Source organism: Pseudomonas sp. AN-1, from assembly GCF_034057115.1.
Lineage (GTDB): Bacteria > Pseudomonadota > Gammaproteobacteria > Pseudomonadales > Pseudomonadaceae > Geopseudomonas.
In genome coordinates, this window is sequence record NZ_CP139195.1 from 268,314 (window position 1) to 290,301 (window position 21,988).

Consider the following 21,988-nt stretch of genomic DNA (forward strand, 5'->3'; position numbering starts at 1 on the left):
TCTGGATTGTACGTGCTTCAGCCGTTGGCGACCTGCTCGCGGACATAGGGCTCCAGCAGGTCCTGCATGCTGTAGAAGCCGCGTTCGCGGCTGAGCAGGTTGCGGGCGGCGAACAGCACGCCGTTGCCGAAGGCTTCGCGGGCGATCGACTCGTGGCTCAGGCGCACGGTCTGATAGGGGAAGCCGAAGAGGATCTCGTGACGGCCGACGATGCCGCCGGCGCGGATCGACTTGATGTCCTCGGCCGACTTGTCGAGGGTCTCGGCGATCACCCTGGCGGTGCCGGAGGTCTCCGGCTTGGCGGCGAAGTGCTCCTCGATGATCTCGATGTCGGCCTCGGGAGCGATCTGCTTGAGGATCTTCGCCGCGAGGATCAGGAAGTTGATGCCGAGGGTGATGTTCGGCGACCACAGCACGCGGGTGTGCTCGCCCAGCGTGCGCAGCTGCGCGACGCGCTCCTCGGGGTACTGGGATATGGCGCTGATCACCGCGATGCCGCGTGCGCGCGCCTCTTCTGCATAGAGGTCGAGGCCGTCGTGGCCGGAGAAGTCGATGATCACGTCGACCGGCTGGCGGTCGAGCAGATCGCGCATGGCGATCTCGTCATGGCCGAAGATCATCGCCGGGTTGTCGGTGTCGATGTCCAGGTACTGTGCGGCGGAGCGTCTCTCCGGATTCGCCGAACCGCGGATCACCCACTCCAGGGTGGTGTCGCTGCTGTGCAGCAGCACGGAGGCGACGGACTTGCCCGTACGCCCGAAACCAATCAAGCCAACCTTCAATTTCCACATCCTCGAGTGTCTGGTTGTTGTTGTCCGAATACGCCTTCTCCCGGGGAAAATAACTGCGCGTTCAATGCCCTGTGCGGCCGTCGAGGCGGACGAACCGCGGCCCGACCTTAACCCAGGGCGGCGCGTCCGGTCCACGCATGGGGGCGCTCCGAGCCTGCCCGCGGCATGTGACGAAAGCGGGACAGCGCCCTGCAGCCCCCGGTTCAAGCGGTTTGCGGCGCTGTAATATCCCGCAATGAAATCGGGGGCATTGCCGCCCGCTCAGCCCCGCCGCCGGGTTGGCTGCACCGGCACGGCGCCGGGGGCGTGCACGGTCTGGCAATTCTCCGTCGCGGCGCTTTGCCTCGCGGCATATGCCCAGTACGATCAAGGCTTTACGCGAAGGGAGAACGCGCATGCGCACCCAACTGGAAAGCTGCCTGGCTGCGGTCAATCAGGTGCTGCTCGGCAAGGATCGGCAGGTGCGCCTGGCTCTGGCCTGTCTGCTGGCCCGTGGCCACCTGCTGCTGGAGGACCTGCCGGGGATGGGCAAGACCACCCTGAGCCATGCGCTGGCCCGGGTTCTGGGCCTCAGTTACCAGCGCATCCAGTTCACCTCCGACCTGCTGCCCGGCGACATCCTCGGCACTTCGGTGTTCAACCGCGAAACCGGGCAGTTCACCTTCCATCCGGGACCGATCTTCGCCGAGCTGGTGCTGGCCGACGAGATCAACCGCGCCACGCCGAAGAGCCAGAGCGCGCTGCTCGAGGCCATGGAGGAGCGCCAGGTGACCATCGAGGGCGCCACCCGGCCGCTGCCCGAGCCGTTCTTCGTCATCGCCACGCAGAACCCGGTGAGCCAGGGCGGCACCTTCGCCCTGCCCGAATCGCAGCTCGACCGCTTCCTGATGCGCGTGTCGCTCGGCTATCCGGCGCGCGCCGCCGAGAAGGCCCTGCTGCTGGGCGAGGCGCGCCGCGACCTGCTGCCTCGGCTGGAGCCGGTCCTCGACCACGCCGCGCTGGCGCGCATCCAGGCCGAGGTGCCGGGCATCCACGCCAGCGAGGCGGTGATCGACTACGTGCTGCGCCTGGTCGAGGCGACCCGCAGCCAGCCGGCCTTCGCCCTCGGCCTGTCGCCGCGCGGCAGCCTGGCGCTGCTCGCCGCGGCGCGCGCCTGGGCCATGCTGGCCGGACGCGACTACGTGATCCCCGAGGACGTGCAGGCGGTGCTGCCGGCGGTGGCCGGCCACCGCCTGCGCGACGCCGCCGATCCGGCCGGGCATGGCGGCGGCGCCCTGGTGCAGTGGCTGCTGCGTGAAGTGACGCCGCTCTGATGCCGGCCCGCCTGTTCGCCCGGCGCCTCGACCACTGGCTGGAGCGGCGCATCCCGCCGGCCCGCGAGGTGCGCCTGGATCAGCGGCGCATCTTCATCCTGCCCACGACCCAGGGCCTGGTGTTCGCCGTGGCGCTGCTGCTGATGCTGCTGGCGGCGATCAACTACCAGAACAGCCTGGCCTACGGGCTGACCTTCCTGCTGCTGTCGGTGGGGCTGGTCACCATCCTGCATACCTGGCGCAACCTCGCCGGTCTGCAACTGAGCGCCGGCGAGGCGCCGCCGGTGTTCGCCGGCGAGCAGGCCGGTTTCCGCCTGCGCCTGCAGAGCAGCGGCCGCGCCCACCGCGGCATCGCTCTCGGCTGGCCGCCCGCGCCCCTGCAGCAGGTGGACGTCGAACCCGACGGCAGCGTCGAACTGGAGCTGTTCCGGCTCGCCGAGCGCCGCGGCTGGCTGCGGGCGCCGCGCCTGCGGGTGGAAAGCCGCTTTCCCCTCGGCTTGCTGGTGGCCTGGAGCTGGGTCGACCTTGATCTGACGGCGCTGGTCTATCCGCGTCCGTTGCCCGGCGAACTGCCGCCGGCCGGTGGCGCCGGCGAGGACGACGAGGAGCCGGGCACGACGGCGCAGCGCAGCGGTGTCGACGACTTCGAGGGCCTGCGCCCCTGGCAGAGCGGCGACTCGCGCCGGCGCCTGCACTGGAAGGCCTGGTCGCGCGGCCAGGGCCTGCTGGTCAAGGAGTTCGCCGAGCAGCACGGCCACGACCTGTGGCTGGACTTCGACAGCCTGGGCGGCGACCGCGAGACGCGCCTGTCGCTGCTCTGCCACTGGGTGGTGCAACTGGCCCGCCATGACGCGCCCTTCGGCCTGCGCCTGCCCGGGGTGAGCCTGGCGCCGGCCAGTGGCGCCGCGCAGCGCGAGCTGTGCCTGCGCGAGCTGGCGCTGTTCGGCCAGCCGGCACGGCCGGGGGAGGCGCGGCCATGAGCTGGTGGCGCGCCCGCAAGGCCTCCCCGGCGATTCCGCGCGTCAGCCTGCTCTGGCTGCTGGTGGCCCAGGCCCTGGTGATCCTGCCGCACCTGGGCCACCTGCCGGTGTGGATCGCCGGCCTGTGGCTGGTGTGCGCCACCTGGCGCATCCAGGTGTTCCGCATGCGCACCACCTATCCGGGTGCGCTGACCAAGGGCTTCATGCTGCTGGCGGCGGCCGTCGGCGTGTATGCCTCGCGCGGTTCGCTGATCGGCCTGGACGCCGGGGTGGCGCTGCTGGTGTCCACCTTCCTGCTCAAGCTGGTGGAGCTGAAGACCCGCCGCGACGCCCTGGTGCTGGTGTTCCTCGGCTTCTTCGTGGTGCTGACCAGCTACCTGTTCGACGACAGCCTGCCGGCGGCGCTGTACAGCCTGCTGCCGGTCATCGCGCTGCTGGCTGCGCTGATCGGCCTGCAGCACAGCGGCCTGAGCGAGAAACCCTGGCCGACCCTGCGCCTGGCCGCCAGCCTGCTGCTGCAGGCGGTGCCGCTGATGCTGGTGCTGTTCGTGCTGTTCCCGCGTCTGGGGCCGCTGTGGTCGGTGCCGATGGCGGGCGAGGGCGGCGGCCGCGGACTGGCCGAGAGCATGACGCCGGGCGACATCGCCGAACTCAGCCAGTCCTCCGAGCTGGCCTTCCGCGCCAGTTTCGACGGCCCGCTGCCGCCGCGCAGCGAGCTGTACTGGCGCGCGCTGACCTTCGAGCACTTCGACGGCCGGCGCTGGTCGCAGCTGCCCGAGCCGCCGCGCGCCGAGCCGGCCTGGCGCGCCGAGGGACCGTCGCTGTCCTACAGCATCGTCATGCAGGCGAGCGGCCAGCCCTGGCTGTTCGCCCTCGACACCGCGCGCACCGAGCTGGAGCAGACCCGCCTGATGGGCGACTTCCGCCTGCAGCGCCGTCGCCCGGTGGAGCAGAACCTGCTGTACCGGGTGACCTCCTGGCCGCAGGCGCTGCGCGAGCCGCAGGCCAGCCCGCGCCTCGGTGTCGCCCTGCAGCTGCCGGAGGACGGCAATCCGCGGGCGCGGCGCTGGGCGGCGCAGCTGCGCCAGCGACATGCGCAGCCACAGGCGCTGGTAGACGCGCTGCTGGCCCACTTCGCCCGCGAACGCTTCTTCTACACCCTCAAGCCGCCGCTGGCCGGTGCCGACACGGTGGACCACTTCCTGTTCGACAGCCGGCGCGGCTTCTGCGCCCACTACGCCGGGGCGATGACCTTCGTGCTGCGCGCCGCCGGTGTCCCGGCGCGGGTAGTGGCCGGCTACCAGGGCGGCGAGTACAACCCGGACGGCAACTACGTGATGGTGCGCCAGTTCGACGCCCACGCCTGGGTCGAGTACTGGCTGCCCGGACGCGGCTGGGTGAGCGTCGATCCCACCTTCCAGGTCGCGCCCGAGCGCATCGAGCAGGGCCTGGAGCAGGCGCTGCCGGCCGAGGATGCCTTCCGCGCCGGCACGGCACTGTCGCCGCTGCGCTACCGCCACGTCGAATGGCTCAACAGCCTGCGCCTGTCGTGGGACAGCCTCAACTACGCCTGGCAGCGCCAGGTGCTCGGTTACCAGGGCGAGGCGCAGCTGGCGCTGCTCAGGGACTGGTTCGGCCAGGTCGATGGCCGCCGTCTGGGCCTGCTGCTGGTCGCCAGTGCGGCGCTGCTGCTGGGCGCCCTGGCGTTGTTGCTGCTCAAGCCGTGGCAACGCGAGCACGATCCCCTGCTGCGTCTCTATCAGCGCTTCGAGCGCCTGCTGGCGCGCCACGGCCTGCGTCGCCAGGCGGGGGAGGGGCCGCTGGCCTTCGCCGAGCGCGCCGCCCGGGCGCTGCCCGCCCAGGCCGAGGAAATCCACGCCTTCGCCCGCCGTTTCGCCCAGCAGCGCTATGCCGACGCCAGCCCCGACCCCGGGGCCCTGCGTCGCGCCCTGCGCCGGCTGCGCCGCAGGCTGCCGCATCTCTGGCGGGATGCGCCGCTGCGCCCCCTGGACGGCGCGGGCGGGCAGCCGCCGGACAACTGCTATGCTCGCCCATCTGAGAGCGCTCAATTGCTGCGGGAGGAAAGTCCATGACGGCCCAGGTCAATCGGCTGATCGCGCGCTTCATAGCCCTCGACGTGGCGCTTGTGGCTACCGGGGCGCGGCTGGCGGCGTGTACCGACAGCGAGGCGCTGCACGACCTGCGGATCGTCGTGCGCCGGCTGCGCAGCCTGCTGCGCCCGCTGCGTGGCCTGCCGGGCGTCGAGACCCTGGAGGCGGTCAGCGCCGAGGTCGGGCGTCTCAGCAGCCCGCTGCGCGATCTGGAGGTGCTGGCCGCCGAGCTGGAACGGACCGGCCAGGTGGCGGCGGCCGAGCGCCGGCGCCGGGCGCTCGCCAGGGGCTATCCGCGCCTGCTCGCCGCACCGGCGCTGAGCCATCTGCAGCATGCCCTCGGGCAGTGGCCGGGGCTGCTGCGCGAGGCCGACCGCGAAGGGCTGCTCAGGCGCGGGCAGAAGAAGGTCCACCGCCGCCTGCTGCGCCAGCGCCAGCGTCTGCAGATCGCCCTGGTCGATCCGGCCCACGACCGTCACCGCCTGCGCCTGCTGGTCAAGCGCGTGCGCTATGCCGCCGAGGCCTGGCCGCAGCAGCTGGCGGTGCCGGTCGATGCGCTCAAGGCTGCCCAGGCGGCGCTGGGCGACTGGCACGACCGCCTGCAGTGGTGCCGGCGCGCCGAGGCGGAAGAGGATCTGCGGCCCTGCCTCGCCCATTGGCAGCGCGAGCTGGCAGCGGCCGAGGTGGAGTCCGACGCGGCGCTGCTGCAGTTGCAGCAGCGCCTGGTACGCGGCATCTGAGCCCGGCGCTCAGAGCTGCGGCAGGCCGAAGAAGGCACGTGCACAGGCGGTGCTGCGTGCTGCCAGCTGCTCGGGCGTCTCGCCGCGATGGCGGGCCACTTCCTCGAGCACCGCGACCAGGAACGCCGGCTCGTTGTGGCCGTGCTTCGGTCGCGGGCGCAGGGTGCGCGGCAGCAGGTAGGGGGCATCGCTCTCCAGCATCAGGCGGTCGGAGGGGATCTCGCGCACCAGTTCGTGCAGGTGGGTGCCGCGGCGCTCGTCGCAGATCCAGCCGGTGATGCCGATGTGCAGGTCGAGGTCGAGATAGGCATAGAGTGCGCGTTTCTCGCCGGTGAAGCAGTGCACCACCGCCGCCGGCAGACGGTCGCGGTAGTGACGCAGGATCGCCAGCAGGCGCTCGCTGGCCTCGCGCTCGTGCAGGAACACCGGCCGGCCCAGCTCGCAGGCCAGCGCCAGCTGCTCCTCCAGCGCCCGCTCCTGTGCAGGGCGCGGCGAGAAGTCGCGGTTGAAGTCCAGCCCGCATTCCCCTACCGCGCGCACCGGCGCCTCGCCCAGCAGGTCGCGCAGGCGGCGGGCGCTGTCGGCGCTCCACTGGCTGGCTTCGTGCGGGTGCAGACCGGCGGTGCAGAACAGCCGTCGTCCCTCGGGGTCGAACTCGCGGCACAGCGCCAGGGCGGCCTCGCTGTCCTCCGGCGAGGTCCCGGTGAGCACCATCTGGCACACCCCGGCAGCCTGCGCGCGCTGCAGGAACGCCTCGCGCTCGCGGGCGAATGAGGCGTGGGTCAGATTGACGCCGATGTCGATCAGTTGCATGGTGCAGGCCCCGTATCCTGGCCGAATGCCCCCGAAGGGAATTCGAGATTGACGAAAAACAGCCTATTTAACCGCAAGACAGACGTTGCCGGCAGCCGCCTGGCCGCCTGCCTGGCGCTGCTGATGATCCTGCTGGCGCTGTGGCCACCGGGCGCCAGTGCACGTCTGGCCGGCCCGCCGGAGCGCTGGGAGGCGGGCGCGACGGCCCGCGACCTGGCGGCCGTGCGTGCCAGCGGGCAGCTGCGCGTGCTGGTCAACCAGAGCCGGCACAGTTCCGGCGAGGTGCGCGGCGAGCCGATCGGCGTCGAGTACCGACGCCTGCGCGCCTTCGAGCAGTACCTCAACCGCGGAGCCCGCGACGGGCGCGAGGTGCGCCTGAAGCTGATCCCGCTGCCCAAGGAGCAACTGCTGGCGGCGTTGCTGCGCGGCGAGGGCGACCTGGTGGCGCCCGGCGAGCTGCTGGCGCCGCGCCCCGGCATGGCGGTGCGCGCCAGTGCGCCGACCCGCCGCGAGGTGGCGCTGGTAGTGGTGTCGCGCCAGGGCAACCGCCGCTACCAGCGGGTCGAGCAGCTCGCCGGGCGCAGCCTGGCGCTGCCGGCCGGCAGCGCCATCCGCGAGGCCTTGCAGAAGCTCAACGGTGGGCTGAAGACGCCGATCGTCGCCGACTGGCAGGACCCCACCCTGGCGGTGGAAGACGTTCTGGAGATGGTACACGCCGGCATCCTGCCGATGACCGCGGTGGAGCTGCCGATTGCCGAACGCTGGGCCAAGGTGCTGCCCAAGCTGCGCATCGACCGCCACCTGGTGCTGGGCAGGGGCGAACTGAGCTGGTACGTGCATCGCCAGGCGCCCAACCTGCGCGCCAGCGTCGATCGTTTCCTGCGCGACTACCGCGCGCCGGCCGACCAGGACGCGACCTTCCAGCGCGTCTACCGGCGCTCCTACAAGGTGCACCAGCCACTCGGGCGTACCGAGCGCCAGCGCCTGGCGCGGGTGCGCCCGACCCTGATGCGCCATGCCCAGGCGCAGTCGCTGGACTGGCTGCTGCTGGCGGCGCTGGCCTACAAGGAGTCGACCCTGAATCCGCGCGCGCGCGGTGCCGGTGGCGCCAGCGGCCTGCTGCAGATCACCCCGGCCACCGCGCGCAGCGTCGGCGTGGGCAACATCGCCAGCCTCGACGGCAACGTGCAGGCGGGCGCTCGCTATCTGGCGATGCTGCGCCGCCGCTACTTCGCCGGCGCCCAGCTCAACGAGCGCGAGCGCCTGGCCTTCACCCTGGCCGCCTACAACCTCGGCCCGCAGCGGGTGCAGAGCCTGCGCGCCGAGGCCCGGCGGCGCGGCCTCAATCCCAACCAGTGGTTCTTCCAGGTCGAGCGGGTGGCCGCCGAGCGTCTGGGCATGGGGGTGGTCAGCTACGTCGCCAGCGTCAACAAGTACCACCTGGCCTACAGCCGCGAGCGTTATCGGCTGGAGCCCTGAATTCATCTGAATTTTGGATATTATTGCCGGGTTTTTTGCGCCTTTCGCTTCGAATTTTTAGGCTAGATTCTCCTCATCACCTATCTGATGAGGATCTGTCCATGAATGCTTTCTGTGCCTCCCTGCTGTCCACCCGCGGCGGCTATGGTCTGACCGTGCTGCGCGTGGTGGTCGGACTGACCTTCATGGCCCACGGCGCGCAGAAGCTGTTCGGCTGGTTCGGCGGCCATGGTCTGGCTGGTGTCGGCCAGTGGATGGAGTCGATCGGCCTGGCCCCCGGTTACCTGATGGCGCTGCTGGCCGGCAGCGGCGAGTTCTTCGGCGGCCTGGCACTGCTGCTCGGCCTGCTGGTGCGTCCGGCGGCTGTGGTGCTGGCGGTGGTCTCGCTGGTGGCGATGTTCAGCGTGCACTGGGTCAACGGCTTCTTCATCACCAACAACGGCTACGAATACGCCCTGGCGCTGCTGGCCGTCAGCGTGGCGCTGCTGATCGATGGCGCCGGCAAGCTGTCGCTGGACGAGCGCCTGAGCCGCGGCTGCGTCAGTCGGCGCTGAGCCTCAGGGATAGTCGATCTCCACCACGTACCAGGTGCGCTCGCCGGTCGGCGTGTGCACCGTCACCTCGGCGTCGAGGACCTTGCCGACCAGGGCGCGGGCCAGCGGCGAGTCGATGCTGATCAGGTTCTGCCGCAGGTCGAGCTCGTCGGGGCCGACGATGCGGTAGCGTGCGGTCTCGCCGTCCTCGTCCTCGAGAGTCACCCAGGCGCCGAAGTAGACCCTGTCCGGGTCGGCCGGACGCTGGTCGACCACCTTGAGGTTCTCCAGGCGCTTGCGCAGGAAGCGCACGCGGCTGTCGATCTCGCGCAGCATCTTCTTGCCGTAGGTGTATTAGAACCCCTGCTGAAGATGTACTATTTTCTGTGGGGCCCTAGGCGTATAGCCCTGGGGAGCGGTTGTGCGGGCCAAGCTCGAAACGGTCCGGTGCTCGATTCCGGGCATCCCTGATCGTTTTGAGCGGGGTACGCTACCGTAGAGCCCTCAGTTGCTTGGCAAGTTTGCATGTCGTGACAATGGTCATCACATGAGTCTCCAGCGCATCAAAACACGGGTAATGGAACGATTTGATGGTGGCCTCGTTCACGGTTCTCTTCATGCGCTCGGCCTGTCCGTTGGTCCACGGGTGACAGGGCTTTGTGAGCGTGTTCGATGACGTGCTCTTGGTCGACGCGTTCAAAACTGTGCGACTAAAAAGATTGGTCAGGCCGCTTCGATACCGTGTCTGCTATGTGAACCCAACACCGATGCACGTGAGGAGTATGCGAGTGGTGTACCGGCGGGGATGCCGTCACCACCTCATAGAGAAATGCCGCTCTGTTCCGTTTTGTCGCAGCATCAAAGAACGCGACATGCGTGTACTTGGTGACACGATTGATCGCCTATGACATGCGCGGTATTTCCTGCTTCAAGCGGAACTCACTGCTATCGGTGTGTCGATTTCAGCTGGTTCAAATTTTAACTTTCGCCCACTTAACTGCTGGGCAGTCTACATGATGCCATGTCGTACTGAGCAGCAAGCCAAGGTGCTGAGTTTCAGATGGGGGATGGGGCACGCATATGCTCCGGTAAGTCGTTCAGATGAGGCAAAGTGCGGTGCAAGGGCTCTATTGCCATTGCTTCTTAGGTTCTGTACGAAAAGTCTGAACGGGTAGAATTGGCGCCATGACAGGCTGGAGGCCCGCATGGCAAAGCGCTACGAACTCCCAGACGCCGCGGGAGTTGATCGCCGATCTGGTTTCCCCCGAACAGAAGATGGGGCGACCTCGCAGTGATGACCGACTGATGCTCAACGGAACCCTCTGGATCCTGTGCTCAGGTGCCGCCTGGCGCGACCTGCCAGAGCGGTTCGGCCCATGGTCGACGGTGTATCAGCGCTTTCGTGACTGGCGGGATGACGGCACGTTCGACCAGGTACTTGAGCGCCTGCACATTCGCCTGAATCAGGAAGGGCTGATCGATCTGGATACCTGGATGATTGACTCCACAGCGGTGCGAGCAACCCGAGCCTCTTCTGGCGCCGGGAAAAAGGGGGACCAAAAGAGCCGGTAGACCATGCGCTGGGGCGCAGCAGAGGTGGCCTGACCACCAAGATCCATATGGTTTGCGATGCCAACGGCGTGCCTCTGCGCTTTTTGCTGTCACCGGGCCAGGCCAGCGACATCTCGAATGCTCAGGCACTCCTGGATCAGGTTCGCATCCCTGGCAAGCCAGGCCGACCTCGCAAGCGCTGCCGCTGGTTGCTGGCAGACAAGGGCTACGATGCAGAGCACTTGCGCCAGTACTGCGACCGCTACCGGATGCAGCCTGTGATTCCGCTGCGAACCATGAAACGCAAGCCCAAGCCAGGCCTACCAAGGCTGTTCGACCGCCCGAAATACCGGCAGCGCAACATCATCGAGCGGATGTTCGGCTGGCTGAAGGAGAGCCGCAGGATTGGCACTCGCTACGACAAGCTGGCAAGAAGTTTTGCCGCTATGGTCACGCTGGCCTGCACGCTGCGGTGCCTACGGCAGTACTTTTCGTACAGAACCTAACAGAAATCGACCAAGGGCAAACCGTAGACACGGTGCTCGTTGCTCCGTAATGTGCACTGCAGCCATATCTTGAATTTATCGCTTCCCTTTTTCGTACTTACTGGATCGACGCCAAGCTGATTAATGAGTTACAAAACAGAAGAAGATTATTAGAAAAAAACTGACAACCACACCCCCATGTCATCCAATTACATGTAATTCCGAAATGACAATATACATAATGATGATTCACAGCGAAGAGAGACCAGCACAATGAGACTGACATTCCACAAGCTAGCATGGCGCAGCCATTTTCCAGGCCAGGCTCGCAATGCGTGCTATCTAAAGCCAGACAACTGGGATGATTACGGCCACAAGACATTATTTAGCATTACCCTCTTTGACGAGCAAGGTAATGAGAAATCCCTGGGCAGCATTAAAATAGGCTTTGTCGGCCAGAACCAAGGGTGGACTGAAGAGAGAATCCCGCAGCAGTTTGACATGTTGCCTGACGACTTTTATTCCCTCGGCCAAGACGCAGACTACTACCAAAACATAATAGATGACCTCCCTCAAGAAGTAGCCGACAACATCCTGTCAGCTCTCGGCGACGTCGTATATGACCCTAATCGCCTACAGCTCGCCGAAAACGAACGCGCTTTCAATACCTCCCTGCTAAGGTCTGTGCATCGCACATCTATTGAAAATCAGTTCAGAAGAATCCTGAATCATGAGGCACCGTTAACAAGCTATGATTTTTTCTATGAAAAAGCTGCCAATGAGCGTTATTCCGGGATAAAAGTCGAATTCACTGTCGAACCAAACTCCAAGCCGTCATCAAATATTCACATATTGATCGGCCGCAATGGTGTTGGAAAAACAACCCTCCTGAATAATATGGTTGACGCTCTTGTTCCTGGGCGGGGCACCGTGGAGGAAACCGGATATTTTTCCACTCCATCACCATGGGGGCGAGTCGCTGCGCTAGGCGAAAATTACTTTGCTGGCGTTGTCTCGGTCTCCTTTAGTGCCTTTGATCCTTTTATTCCCCCCAATGACCGACGCAATGCCAATGCCGGAATACGCTACTACTATGTGGGACTAAAGAAACGCATCAACCAGCAAGGACAGGACCTATGGTTGGTGAAGGACAAAAGTGACCTATGCAGAGATTTCACAAGCAGCCTAGAAATATGCTTTTCGTTAACAGCCAAGAGAGATAGATGGGTAAGAGCCGTTAATAAGCTGGAGTCCGACTTAAATTTTGCCGAGATGGATTTATGCCGACTAACCAATCTTTATGCTGACGATTCATCCGATAGAAGGCAGAATTTTTTTGGCATAGCTAATTCCCTTTTTGAGCGAATGAGCTCAGGCCATGCCATTGTTCTGTTAACCATTACAAAACTAGTTGAAACAATTGAAGAAAAAACCTTAGTCCTGCTTGACGAACCAGAAAGCCACCTCCACCCGCCATTACTATCAGCATTCACACGGGCGCTATCTGACTTGTTGACCAATCGTAATGGCGTGGCAATTATCGCCACCCATTCTCCGGTAGTCCTGCAGGAAGTACCTAAAAACTGCGTCTCCATAATTAGAAGGACAAGACTTATCACCAACATCGACAGACCAGAAAGCGAAACCTTTGCAGAAAATGTTGGCACTTTAACTCGAGAAGTATTTGGCCTAGAGGTTTCCAAATCTGGATTCCACAACTTACTTGCAACCTCCGTTGCCGAAGGCAGGAGCTATGAAGATATAGAGCAAGAATATCATCATCAACTCGGCTTTGAAGGGAAAGCAATTCTGCGCTCAATGATTGTGAGTAGAGACTCGCAATCAAGGAGCAATTAATGAGAGCCATAGCCGCACCAAATTATAATATCCAGGACGTGTATCTTACATGCATAACCAGCATTGCAGATGAAAGCGTACGCAATCGCCTCGACTTGGCAAAAAATGAAATTGTCGCCGCAGGACTTGATTACAAGACAAGAGCAGAGAACAAGCAGCTCTATACGATCCCACCCAACAATTGCGGGAACGATGAGACCGCCTTATGCTCAGTAACAAAAAACGAGCTCAAGGATATTTACAGTTCGCACATGGTGGGAAAAACAAAGCCTGCAAGAATCATCTATGACTCCTTGTTATCTCAAGCTCCATTGGGGAGATGCCCGCTTTGTGGCTTTGGACATGCCTCCACCCTAGATCATTATTTGCCAAAGTCCAAATTCCCTCAATTTTCAATATTACCATTAAACCTGATACCATCCTGCAAGGATTGCAACACAGGGAAAGGCACAATAACTGCAATTTTAGCAGAAGAACAAAGCCTGCACCCCTACTTTGATCAAGATGAATTCATTAATACTCAATGGCTGTATGCAGAAGTCATACACACGACCCCTGCCACCGTTCGTTTTTTTGCTAGCCCCCCTGAGAGTTGGGATCACATATCGAAAGCACGCGCTCACTCGCACTTTAACGACTTCAAGCTGGCTTCGCGATATTCGATAGAGGCTAGCAATAATCTGGCTTGCCTGAGAGAATCGCTACTCTGTTACCGGGAATTACTGGGGGCAGATGGAATAAAATCACACTTGACGATAGAAGCTCAATCCCATGCTAGCCAGCATAGAAACTCTTGGCAAACAGCCATGTTCCAAGCGCTTTCGGCAAGCGACTGGTATTGCGCTGGCGGGTTCATGTGACATTAAAATCATACCACTTTCAGCCAATAGAAAAAGCTATTGAGGGCACACCGAAGCAGACATTATCTAATGTATGTAAATTGTCGAATTATTGCCTCCTCGACAAGAGCAAAAAGCGATGACTCGACCAGGGAGCGCGCCCCCCGGTCGAGCGACTAGGTTCTGTACGAAAAGTACTGCCGTAGGCACCGCAGCGTGCAGGCCAGCGTGACCATAGCGGCAAAACTTCTTGCCAGCTTGTCGTAGCGAGTGCCAATCCTGCGGCTCTCCTTCAGCCAGCCGAACATCCGCTCGATGATGTTGCGCTGCCGGTATTTCGGGCGGTCGAACAGCCTTGGTAGGCCTGGCTTGGGCTTGCGTTTCATGGTTCGCAGCGGAATCACAGGCTGCATCCGGTAGCGGTCGCAGTACTGGCGCAAGTGCTCTGCATCGTAGCCCTTGTCTGCCAGCAACCAGCGGCAGCGCTTGCGAGGTCGGCCTGGCTTGCCAGGGATGCGAACCTGATCCAGGAGTGCCTGAGCATTCGAGATGTCGCTGGCCTGGCCCGGTGACAGCAAAAAGCGCAGAGGCACGCCGTTGGCATCGCAAACCATATGGATCTTGGTGGTCAGGCCACCTCTGCTGCGCCCCAGCGCATGGTCTACCGGCTCTTTTGGTCCCCCTTTTTCCCGGCGCCAGAAGAGGCTCGGGTTGCTCGCACCGCTGTGGAGTCAATCATCCAGGTATCCAGATCGATCAGCCCTTCCTGATTCAGGCGAATGTGCAGGCGCTCAAGTACCTGGTCGAACGTGCCGTCATCCCGCCAGTCACGAAAGCGCTGATACACCGTCGACCATGGGCCGAACCGCTCTGGCAGGTCGCGCCAGGCGGCACCTGAGCACAGGATCCAGAGGGTTCCGTTGAGCATCAGTCGGTCATCACTGCGAGGTCGCCCCATCTTCTGTTCGGGGGAAACCAGATCGGCGATCAACTCCCGCGGCGTCTGGGAGTTCGTAGCGCTTTGCCATGCGGGCCTCCAGCCTGTCATGGCGCCAATTCTACCCGTTCAGACTTTTCGTACAGAACCTAGATCTCCGATAACTTAGCACTATCCAGGTTGGCAGGCCCATAGGTTTGTCTGCTGCTGTCAATCGCGAGCATCACTTGGCACGGTCTGGTCAAGTTCTAGCGGACGGCACGGGCGCGCGTCGACTCTTGCGGCCCGTTGAACTCGGCTCGAGTTCGCGGCGTTGTGCTGGCTGAGCCATCAGACCTGTTGCCATGCGAACCTCCTGATGAGGTCTCAAGAATTTAATGTGAATTATTGAGGCCGCAGGCCAAGTCTTGGTGTATTATTATGACCCCATACTAAATGTCACCTCCTATGAATAGCTCGCTAAAACTCCAGGTCGTTTACAGGGATGTGTCCAGTGGTAACAAGTATCAATTGCCTGCGATATATACGCGTAGTGGGATTCTGATTTCCCATGTGCGCTATTTGGCATGGTACTCGGAAAAGAGCGAGTCCTGGAGGGAGAAATCTGTTTTTTCGTTGAGGCTTTTAATCGATTATATAGAGGCTGCCACGGGCTTCAGGAAAACAGTGGAGCTATTAAAGAGCTTCACGCGAGCGTTGGAGGTTGGGACAATCGATTATGAGACGAGTAATGACCCTTTGGGGCTTTTTTGGAGGGGGCGAAATTCGGCTGATGCCAATGTGATTCTTTTTCACATTACTAACTATACTGATTTTCTTGCCGAGCAAGATGGTTATGATGATAAAAGAATAAATCCCTTTAGGAGGGCAACAAGCTGGGAGGAGCGTCTTAATTGGTGTGCCTACTATAAAAAGAATTCAAATGTATTCTTGAATCATCTATCTTCGCCCAGCGAGGCTAAAAAAGAGGCCTCCCTGAAAAGATTGATTTACATGCCGCAGCCTCCTGTTGTTAGCAATGAAAAAGCAGAGCGCTTTCCTGAAGGAAAAATAGAAGATCTCATTCGTGATGGTTTTGTTGTTGATGGAGTTCCTGATTACAGGTCTCAGGCAATAACAATGTTGATGAATTATGGTGGGCTTCGTAAGTGTGAGGTTTTTCATATATTTGTTTCGGATATAACGATTCATCCTGTTCACAAGGGAGAAGCTTTGGTTAGAGTTTACCATCCGAAATCTGGAAGGTCTCCTGATCCTAGGTATAAAAATAGGGCGGAATATCTTTTGAGTGAAACGATCTATAAACCTAGGAACTCCTATCGGTTGACTGAGCGCTTATATTCAGGGTGGAAAAATCCTCTATTGACTAGCAAGGATGGCTATTTTGAAGTTATTTTTAGTCCCACGCATAAGGCGAAAGATTTTCTGGATGTTTGGGTAAAGTATCTGAAGTATCAGCGTGCGGAGCCCAAGGTTTTTCATCCATTTGCCTTCACGAAGGATGATGGGGAGCCGGAGACGTTAAAAAATTTTCAAAGCAAGCACGAGCGGGCTGTGCGGCGAATCGGTTTAGAGTGCAAGAAGGAATTGGGTACTACAGAGCATGGTCATCGCCATGCGTATGGCTATAGAGCGCGAAGCTCTGGCTTAACTCAAGTTGATCTTCAGAAGGCAATGCATCATAAAAGCCCGAACTCGTGCTTGGTTTATATTAATCCGACAAGTGATGATGTGAGAAATGAAATGAGGAAGCGTGGGAATTGACTAGCAATAATGGCGGAGGTCGTGAGTGTGATATTGATTTTCCCCGGGTTAGAAGTCTTTCTGAGCTAAAGAAGAAATGTATTGAGAATGGAATAAAAAATACAACCGAATACAAGGCAAGATATAAAGATATACCAGGTTTGGTTGCGAATCCAGAAAGGGTTTTTAGAAGGGAGTGGGTTAGTTACAATGATCTTTTTGATATTCCAGCAATAAAGCCTTACGGTTTGCTGAAAAAGGAGGTTAGATCGAAGGGGATAGGCTCTAAGCGTGAGTATACTGCCTATATCAAACAGTTGAAGGATCCGGGTTATCCGGCGAATCCTGAGGAAGCGTATGCTGGGGAATGGGAGAGTTGGTTTGATTTTCTTGGTAAAGAAAAGCCTTTTAAGCCAGGTTACATTTCTGCTCCATACTTGATTTGGGGTGAGAAAATCAAGGAGTTTATGCGGCAGGCGCTGGGAGGTGGTTCTAAAGAATCAAGCCTCTGCAGGTTTGTGAGGATGTATATAGAAAAGTATGATTTCAGTCGTTCTCCTCAAGAGTTTTTGACGAAGGAGCGAGTTAACATAAAGCCGTTTAAGGAGGAGTTGAATAAGCTTCCGACGGATAATTCTAGAAGAAATGTGGTGATTGCTGTAAATGAGTTCCTCAACTATGTCATAGAGACCGATCTGACAGATGAGGATGAAGAAACCGGTGAAGTGGTAAGGGTGCTGGATGCCAGAAATCCATTTCTCCTCCTTTCAAGTGATAGGAGTGTGACTAATCCTGTTAGGAGTGAAACCACTAAACCTTGTCTTCAGTATTATTTTGTTAGAAGGGTTCAGGAGTGGATTGTTCCTAGCGGTGCAAAGAGCTTCCGTGATTTGCAGCATCTGCAGAAATTTGATGCCGACTGGATTAGTGTGTCTAGTGCGGATATTGATTTTTCTGACCCTGACTGTGTGGTTCGTCAGCAGGGGGATGAGTATCAAATTTGGTCTCCAATTGACTGGATTCACACGTATGCGCTGACCAAAGTTCCATTGAGGGGGCGCCAGATTGCATATAATGATTCTGGCGAGGGGGATAAGGAGATCGCAGATCTGGACTCCAATGGGAATATCGTTTGGTTGAGGAATGAGGGGGCGTTGGCAGGGACGACAAAATCTCAGTCATTTGTGAAAAGATTTCCGGATGGAAATCTTGGAATGCACGTCACAACAAATAAAACTAGTAATAGCGGTGGTTCTTATTCTATTCCATGGATACCTGAGGATCTTGCTTGCTGGTTGGTTCGGTTAAGGAAGTGGCAGCAGAAGTATAATCCAATTTCCGCAGCTACTCCTTGGTCTTGCTGTGTGCGAACAAATTTGAATGAGCTGCAGTTGAAGGCTAAAGGTGTTAATTGCTTTTTGTTTCGTGCGTTTGGTGATGTCGAGCCGAAGAACCCGGGTTCGGCACTAACTATGCGCCTGGCTGCAGCGCTTTATCATGTGCAGCCATCAAGCTTGAATCTTGCCAGTTTGAATGGCAGCCCGTATCGGCTGTCGAACTACAAGTCAAAATACACTCCGCACTCTATGCGCGTAAGCCTGATCACGGCTTATGTGATGGAGATGGGGATGCCGGTTGAGATTGTGATGAAATTGGTGGGGCACTCTTCGATTGTTATGTCGATATATTATTGCAAGGTGTCTCATAGAGATATTCGGCAGAGACTCGAAGAGGGAGAGAAGAAAGCGTTGAAATCGCAAGCTGAGGCGACTCAGTCTCTTATTGAGCAGAATAAAATTGAGTCGGTTAAAAATCAGTTGGTCGGTAATAATCAGGATCTTCTTCAGTCGTTGAATAATGAGATTCCTGCAGGGAATTATATTTTTAGGGATTATGGGATTTGCCCGTATGCGGCTACTCGCTGTGATGATGGAGGTGAAGAGATTGGGGCTACTAAAGTTCATGGGGCGACACCTTGTGGTTATCTGGGATTTCAGAACTGCTTGAGGTGTAGGCACTTCATAACTGGCCCGGTTTTTATGGGGGGATTGCTCTCAATCACCAATGAAATTCTGCTGGAGGCAAATGAGCAGTCTGAGGTTTGTCGTGACCTTCAAAATAAAGTTGCTGCGCTTTCTGCTTCGCTCGATGAGCTTGATCGGCTTGAATATATTGCTGATTTGAAAGGGGAAGCTTTTGATTCTGGCACGCGAAAATCCCTTGAGTTCAAGATCAGGAAGTTGGACTCGGAGTATGAAAGTGCTGCAAAGAAAATGGATATGCTCCTGTGTGACCTCCAGTCGTCATATAGGCTTGTTCAGCTATCTCAGTCTGTCGTAAATGGCCATGATAACTGTGATGATTCCGGGATTTCATTGATTAAGATGTCAGACTCCGAGTTGCAGGTTGAAATTGAGGATGTATCGTATTTCCAGCAGCTTCAAGAAATTTGTGAGAATGCCGTGATTTATGAGAGCTGTAATGCCTCTCGAGCGATTATACCGCGGTCACAACTCCTTGATAGGATGGCATGCCTAAACGAACTTGCCCCAAGTTTGTTTATGCTTTCAAAAGAAGATCAGCTTAAGATAGGCAATCAGCTTGTAGCCCTGTTCAAGGCCAGGTTGAAATCATGGGAGAGGGTAGATAGTCTTGTTAATGGAGGTATAAAGCTTTCTGATCTTGTTGGGACGGAGCGAATCGAGCGATCTGAGATTGAGCTTATAACCAAGAGTTCTGTTCCGGCTTTGGTTTAGGGGTGGGTATGAGTCCAGAAGAGTTGCTAGAAAAACTCAAAGATTCTTCTTCACAGAAGACATGCCAAACGCTTGATGCAATATATCAGATTTGTGTCGAGCAAGAGCGGCGTGGTTTGAATGAGTTCTCGGTTGCTACTATTGCTCGCCTTGGTTACAAAAGGGGGGTTCCCAAGGCTCAAAGCCTTCGTAATGCTACTGGAGAGAAGTATCGTGCGCTGATCAGTTCTTTTGAGGAGCGTAATGCCGCTAAGAGTCCGCGCTCTAAAGATAAGTCTGAGGATGATTGGATTGAGGAAATTCAAAATCCAAAGCATAAACTGCTTGCGCGCATTCAGGCGTCGCAACTGGCTGCGGCAAATAAGAAGATTAAGGAATTTGTTCCGCCAGGGACTCGTATTGAGATTTTGGACTATCAAAGTGATAAGGGCGATGGAGGGGCGCTTAGTAGTCTCGAGAGGCGGGCTCTTGAATATATCGTCTCGGATGAGTTTCTGGATAAGTGGCGGTTTGCTGTTTCGGAGTTTGGTGAGATTGTCGATTCGTCAGGCTCCGTGGTTCTTAAGGCAGCTACCGTTGATGCTGTTAAAAAGGCTTTAAAGTACATGTAGGGTTTTTATGAGTGCGAACCTGATTACTCCTGAAGGTTATGAAGAGCTCAAAAGTGAGCTTGATTTTTTGTGGCGTGAGGAACGGCCTGCTGTAACGAGACTAGTTCAGTGGGCAGCAAGCTTGGGGGATCGGTCTGAAAATGCTGACTATCAGTATAATAAAAAGCGGCTTAGGGAAATTGATAGAAGGGTTAGGTATTTAAGGGGAAGGATTTCTGACCTGCGAGTTGTTGAGTATAGTGAGACACAGGAGGGAAAGGTCTTCTTTGGGGCTTGGGTTACCTTGGTTGGGGAGGAGGGAGAGTCTCTTTCGTTCAGGATTGTAGGGGTTGATGAGATATATGGGAAAAAGAACTATATATCGATAAACTCTCCAGTCGCTAGGGCATGTATTGGGAAGAGTGTGGGTGACGAGGTTTTTGTAATAACTCCAGATGCAACAAAATGCTGGGAGGTTGACTCGATCACCTATGAGGGGCGTCTCGAAAAATAGTGTTTAACGATTGGCTTTTCTGGTGTCGTGTTGAGAGATTTTGCTCGAAATTACCGTTGGGGGTGTGATCTTTTTCAGCCCCACTGGAACGCAGCACCAGCATGCTGAGCTGCGATCCAGCTTCCCACCTGCCTCCCGTGTCGGAGATACAGGGCTAGGTTCTGTACGAAAAGTACTGCCGTAGGCACCGCAGCGTGCAAGCCAGGGTGACCATTGCAGCAAAACTTCTTGCCAGCTTGTCGTAGCGAGTGCCGATCCTGCGGCTCTCCTTCAACCAGCCGAACATCCGCTCGATGATGTTGCGCTGCCGGTATTTGGGGCGGTCGAACAGCCTTGGCAGGCCGGGCTTGGGCTTGCGTTTCATGGTTCGCAGCGGAATCACAGGCTGCATCCGGTAACGGTCGCAGTACTGGCGCAAGTGCTCGGCATCGTAGCCCTTGTCTGCCAGCAACCAGCGGCAGCGCTTGCGAGGCCGGCCTGGCTTGCCAGGGATGCGAACCTGATCCAGGAGTGCCTGGGCATTCGAGATGTCGCTGGCCTGGCCCGGCGACAGCAAAAAGCGCAGAGGCACGCCGTTGGCATCGCAGACCATGTGGATCTTGGTGGTCAGGCCGCCTCGGCTACGCCCCAACGCATGGTCTACCGGTTCTTCTGGCCCCCCTTTTTCCCGGCGCCAGAAGAGGCTCGGGTTGCTCGCACCGCTGTGGAATCAATCATCCAGGTATCCAGATCGATCAGCCCTTCCTGATTCAGGCGAATGTGCAGGCGCTCAAGTACCTGGTCGAACGTGCCGTCATCCCGCCAGTCACGAAAGCGCTGATACACCGTCGACCATGGGCCGAACCGCTCTGGCAGGTCGCGCCAGGCGGCACCTGAGCACAGGATCCAGAAAATGCCGTTGAGCATCAGTCGGTCATCACTGCGAGGTCGCCCCATCTTCTGTTCGGGGGAAACCAAATCAGCGATCAGCTCCCAAGCCGCATCCGGGAGTTCGTAACGCTTTGCCATGCGGGCCTCCAGCCTGTCATGGCGCCGATTCTACCCGTTCAGACTTTTCGTACAGAACCTAGTCGATCCTGGAACTCAGGAAAGCCCACGGCAGGCCATCTTCGCGCTGTTCCTCCACCTTCCCGGCCAGCAACACCTCATCGGCGCTCGGGTAATGACGCAACAGGCGACGCGCTTCCGTTCGCACGGCCTCAGGCAGCGTCTTGTCACGGGACAAGTCGACCAGAAACTCTCGGGTTTGAATGATTGCGCGGGTGCGCTCACTCGGCATCGTCATTCCATTCTCCTTGCACCTATCTCATCTAGCTAAATTGCTCTGCCTGGCCATTGGTGCATGGCGTCAGGCCGGCGGAGGGCCAGCCAGGGCCTTGCTCATCCAGGCAGGCATTTTGCAGGCTGCCAACTGCTTGAGTTCGGCCGGCGTCAGCTGGCTCTTGATCTTCGCCACTGAAGCCGGATTCGCGCCTTTCCTGCCCAGGTAGAAGAGCGCTACCAGGGCCAGTCCCACCTTGGTTCCGGCATGCTGCAACTTTTCTGGGGGAACATGCTGGAGCCGTATCGTCAGGGCACCGATTCGAATCTCTCGACTGGAGCCGCTCGTATACAGCACCGGCTGTGTTTGCATCTGGGTGCTCAGATGCAGTGCCCTTGCAGCCTCGGCACCATGCACCTGGATCGTTTCGTGATTCTGCTTGGCGATGACCCGGATCACGGCCAAGGCACTGGGACGGACATTGCCGACATACGGACTGATCTTTGGCCGCATGTAGATCCCGCGAGTGATCCGCTCCAGCTCGCCAGCGCTCACCAGCCGGGCTATCGCCTTGCCGACAGCAGAGCGTGACCCCAGCCCTGCAAAGCGGCGAGAGCTGAACGGTCGCCCCTTGGGCAGGTATTTCACCTGTTTCCAGAGGGTGGAGGCTATGGACATGGTGCATCCATGCGATC

At 58.8% G+C, this 21,988-nt stretch carries 17 protein-coding genes and 3 pseudogenes; 13 read left to right on the forward strand and 7 right to left on the reverse strand.

Annotated features, from left to right (window positions below; genetic code table 11):
* Positions 1 to 17: 17 nt before the first annotated feature.
* Positions 18 to 782, reverse strand: coding sequence for a 4-hydroxy-tetrahydrodipicolinate reductase (locus SK095_RS01230; protein ID WP_136490369.1), 765 nt, complete (start codon positions 780 to 782; stop codon positions 18 to 20).
* A 404-nt stretch (positions 783 to 1,186) separates the two neighbouring features.
* Between SK095_RS01230 and SK095_RS01235 the strand changes: the two genes are divergently transcribed.
* The 4 genes from SK095_RS01235 to SK095_RS01250 are packed head-to-tail and all read left to right on the forward strand — an operon-like array spanning position 1,187 to position 5,935.
* Entirely contained in the window at positions 1,187 to 2,104 is a 918-nt protein-coding gene (locus SK095_RS01235) for an AAA family ATPase (protein ID WP_136490370.1), read from the forward strand.
* Positions 2,104 to 3,084 (forward strand): DUF58 domain-containing protein, encoded by a 981-nt coding sequence (locus SK095_RS01240; protein ID WP_136490371.1) that lies wholly within the window; start codon positions 2,104 to 2,106, stop codon positions 3,082 to 3,084. Before SK095_RS01235 ends, SK095_RS01240 begins: the two co-directional genes overlap by 1 nt.
* Positions 3,081 to 5,177, forward strand: coding sequence for a DUF3488 and DUF4129 domain-containing transglutaminase family protein (locus SK095_RS01245; protein ID WP_136490372.1), 2,097 nt, complete (start codon positions 3,081 to 3,083; stop codon positions 5,175 to 5,177). The genes SK095_RS01240 and SK095_RS01245 overlap by 4 nt, the downstream gene beginning before the upstream one ends.
* Positions 5,174 to 5,935 carry a CHAD domain-containing protein gene (locus tag SK095_RS01250; RefSeq protein ID WP_320547615.1) on the forward strand — a complete coding sequence of 254 codons (762 nt, stop codon included), beginning with the start codon at positions 5,174 to 5,176 and terminating at the stop codon, positions 5,933 to 5,935. Before SK095_RS01245 ends, SK095_RS01250 begins: the two co-directional genes overlap by 4 nt.
* Before the next feature lie 9 nt (positions 5,936 to 5,944).
* Here the strand turns inward: SK095_RS01250 and SK095_RS01255 are convergent, their stop codons facing one another.
* Positions 5,945 to 6,748 carry a TatD family hydrolase gene (locus SK095_RS01255; protein ID WP_201487071.1) on the reverse strand — a complete coding sequence of 268 codons (804 nt, stop codon included), beginning with the start codon at positions 6,746 to 6,748 and terminating at the stop codon, positions 5,945 to 5,947.
* Between the two features lie 99 nt (positions 6,749 to 6,847).
* Between SK095_RS01255 and SK095_RS01260 the strand changes: the two genes are divergently transcribed.
* Positions 6,848 to 8,227, forward strand: a complete 1,380-nt coding sequence (locus tag SK095_RS01260) for a transglycosylase SLT domain-containing protein (RefSeq protein WP_320548856.1) — start codon at positions 6,848 to 6,850, stop codon at positions 8,225 to 8,227.
* Between the two features lie 101 nt (positions 8,228 to 8,328).
* Positions 8,329 to 8,781, forward strand: a complete 453-nt coding sequence (locus SK095_RS01265; protein WP_320547616.1) for a DoxX family protein — start codon at positions 8,329 to 8,331, stop codon at positions 8,779 to 8,781.
* A gap of 3 nt (positions 8,782 to 8,784) precedes the next feature.
* Here SK095_RS01265 and greB (SK095_RS01270) read toward each other — a convergent pair.
* Positions 8,785 to 9,114, reverse strand: a pseudogene (gene greB, locus SK095_RS01270) (transcription elongation factor GreB); the annotation flags it as partial.
* Between the two features lie 851 nt (positions 9,115 to 9,965).
* Here greB (SK095_RS01270) and SK095_RS01275 point away from each other — a divergent pair.
* From SK095_RS01275 to SK095_RS01285, 3 genes and pseudogenes are all read left to right on the forward strand, one after another.
* Positions 9,966 to 10,817 (forward strand): annotated as a pseudogene (locus SK095_RS01275) (IS5 family transposase).
* 252 nt (positions 10,818 to 11,069) lie between these two features.
* Positions 11,070 to 12,653, forward strand: coding sequence for an AAA family ATPase (locus SK095_RS01280; RefSeq protein WP_236574807.1), 1,584 nt, complete (start codon positions 11,070 to 11,072; stop codon positions 12,651 to 12,653).
* On the forward strand, positions 12,653 to 13,513 hold the full coding sequence (locus SK095_RS01285) for a hypothetical protein (RefSeq protein ID WP_320547617.1): 861 nt from the start codon (positions 12,653 to 12,655) through the stop codon (positions 13,511 to 13,513). The genes SK095_RS01280 and SK095_RS01285 overlap by 1 nt, the downstream gene beginning before the upstream one ends.
* A 155-nt stretch (positions 13,514 to 13,668) precedes the next feature.
* On the opposite strand, the pseudogene SK095_RS01290 reads toward SK095_RS01285, so the two are convergent.
* Positions 13,669 to 14,520: pseudogene (locus SK095_RS01290) on the reverse strand (IS5 family transposase).
* A gap of 356 nt (positions 14,521 to 14,876) precedes the next feature.
* Here SK095_RS01290 and gmtY point away from each other — a divergent pair.
* From gmtY to greB (SK095_RS01310), 4 genes are read left to right on the forward strand one after another with little or no spacing between them, the layout of a single operon-like run.
* Entirely contained in the window at positions 14,877 to 16,193 is a 1,317-nt protein-coding gene (gmtY, locus tag SK095_RS01295; protein ID WP_320547618.1) for a gamma-mobile-trio recombinase GmtY, read from the forward strand.
* Positions 16,190 to 18,928 (forward strand): VPA1269 family protein, encoded by a 2,739-nt coding sequence (locus tag SK095_RS01300; RefSeq protein ID WP_320547619.1) that lies wholly within the window; start codon positions 16,190 to 16,192, stop codon positions 18,926 to 18,928. The genes gmtY and SK095_RS01300 overlap by 4 nt, the downstream gene beginning before the upstream one ends.
* An 8-nt stretch (positions 18,929 to 18,936) precedes the next feature.
* Positions 18,937 to 19,539 (forward strand): gamma-mobile-trio protein GmtX, encoded by a 603-nt coding sequence (gene gmtX / locus SK095_RS01305; RefSeq protein WP_201487613.1) that lies wholly within the window; start codon positions 18,937 to 18,939, stop codon positions 19,537 to 19,539.
* Positions 19,540 to 19,546: 7 nt separating this feature from the next.
* Positions 19,547 to 20,032, forward strand: a complete 486-nt coding sequence (greB, locus tag SK095_RS01310) for a transcription elongation factor GreB (RefSeq protein ID WP_201487614.1) — start codon at positions 19,547 to 19,549, stop codon at positions 20,030 to 20,032.
* A 154-nt stretch (positions 20,033 to 20,186) separates the two neighbouring features.
* On the opposite strand, the gene SK095_RS01315 is transcribed toward greB (SK095_RS01310), so the two are convergent.
* From SK095_RS01315 to SK095_RS01325, 3 genes are all read right to left on the reverse strand, one after another.
* A protein-coding gene (locus tag SK095_RS01315; RefSeq protein WP_320547620.1) for an IS5 family transposase occupies positions 20,187 to 21,040 on the reverse strand; the annotation gives its coding sequence in 2 pieces (ribosomal slippage) (positions 20,187 to 20,698 and positions 20,698 to 21,040; 855 coding nt in all).
* A 58-nt stretch (positions 21,041 to 21,098) separates the two neighbouring features.
* Complete coding sequence (locus SK095_RS01320) at positions 21,099 to 21,317, reverse strand: BPSL0761 family protein (protein ID WP_201487460.1); 219 nt, start codon at positions 21,315 to 21,317, stop codon at positions 21,099 to 21,101.
* A gap of 63 nt (positions 21,318 to 21,380) precedes the next feature.
* Positions 21,381 to 21,971: a DUF6088 family protein gene (locus SK095_RS01325; RefSeq protein ID WP_201487461.1), complete on the reverse strand. Its 591-nt coding sequence runs from the start codon at positions 21,969 to 21,971 to the stop codon at positions 21,381 to 21,383.
* Positions 21,972 to 21,988: the final 17 nt, after the last annotated feature.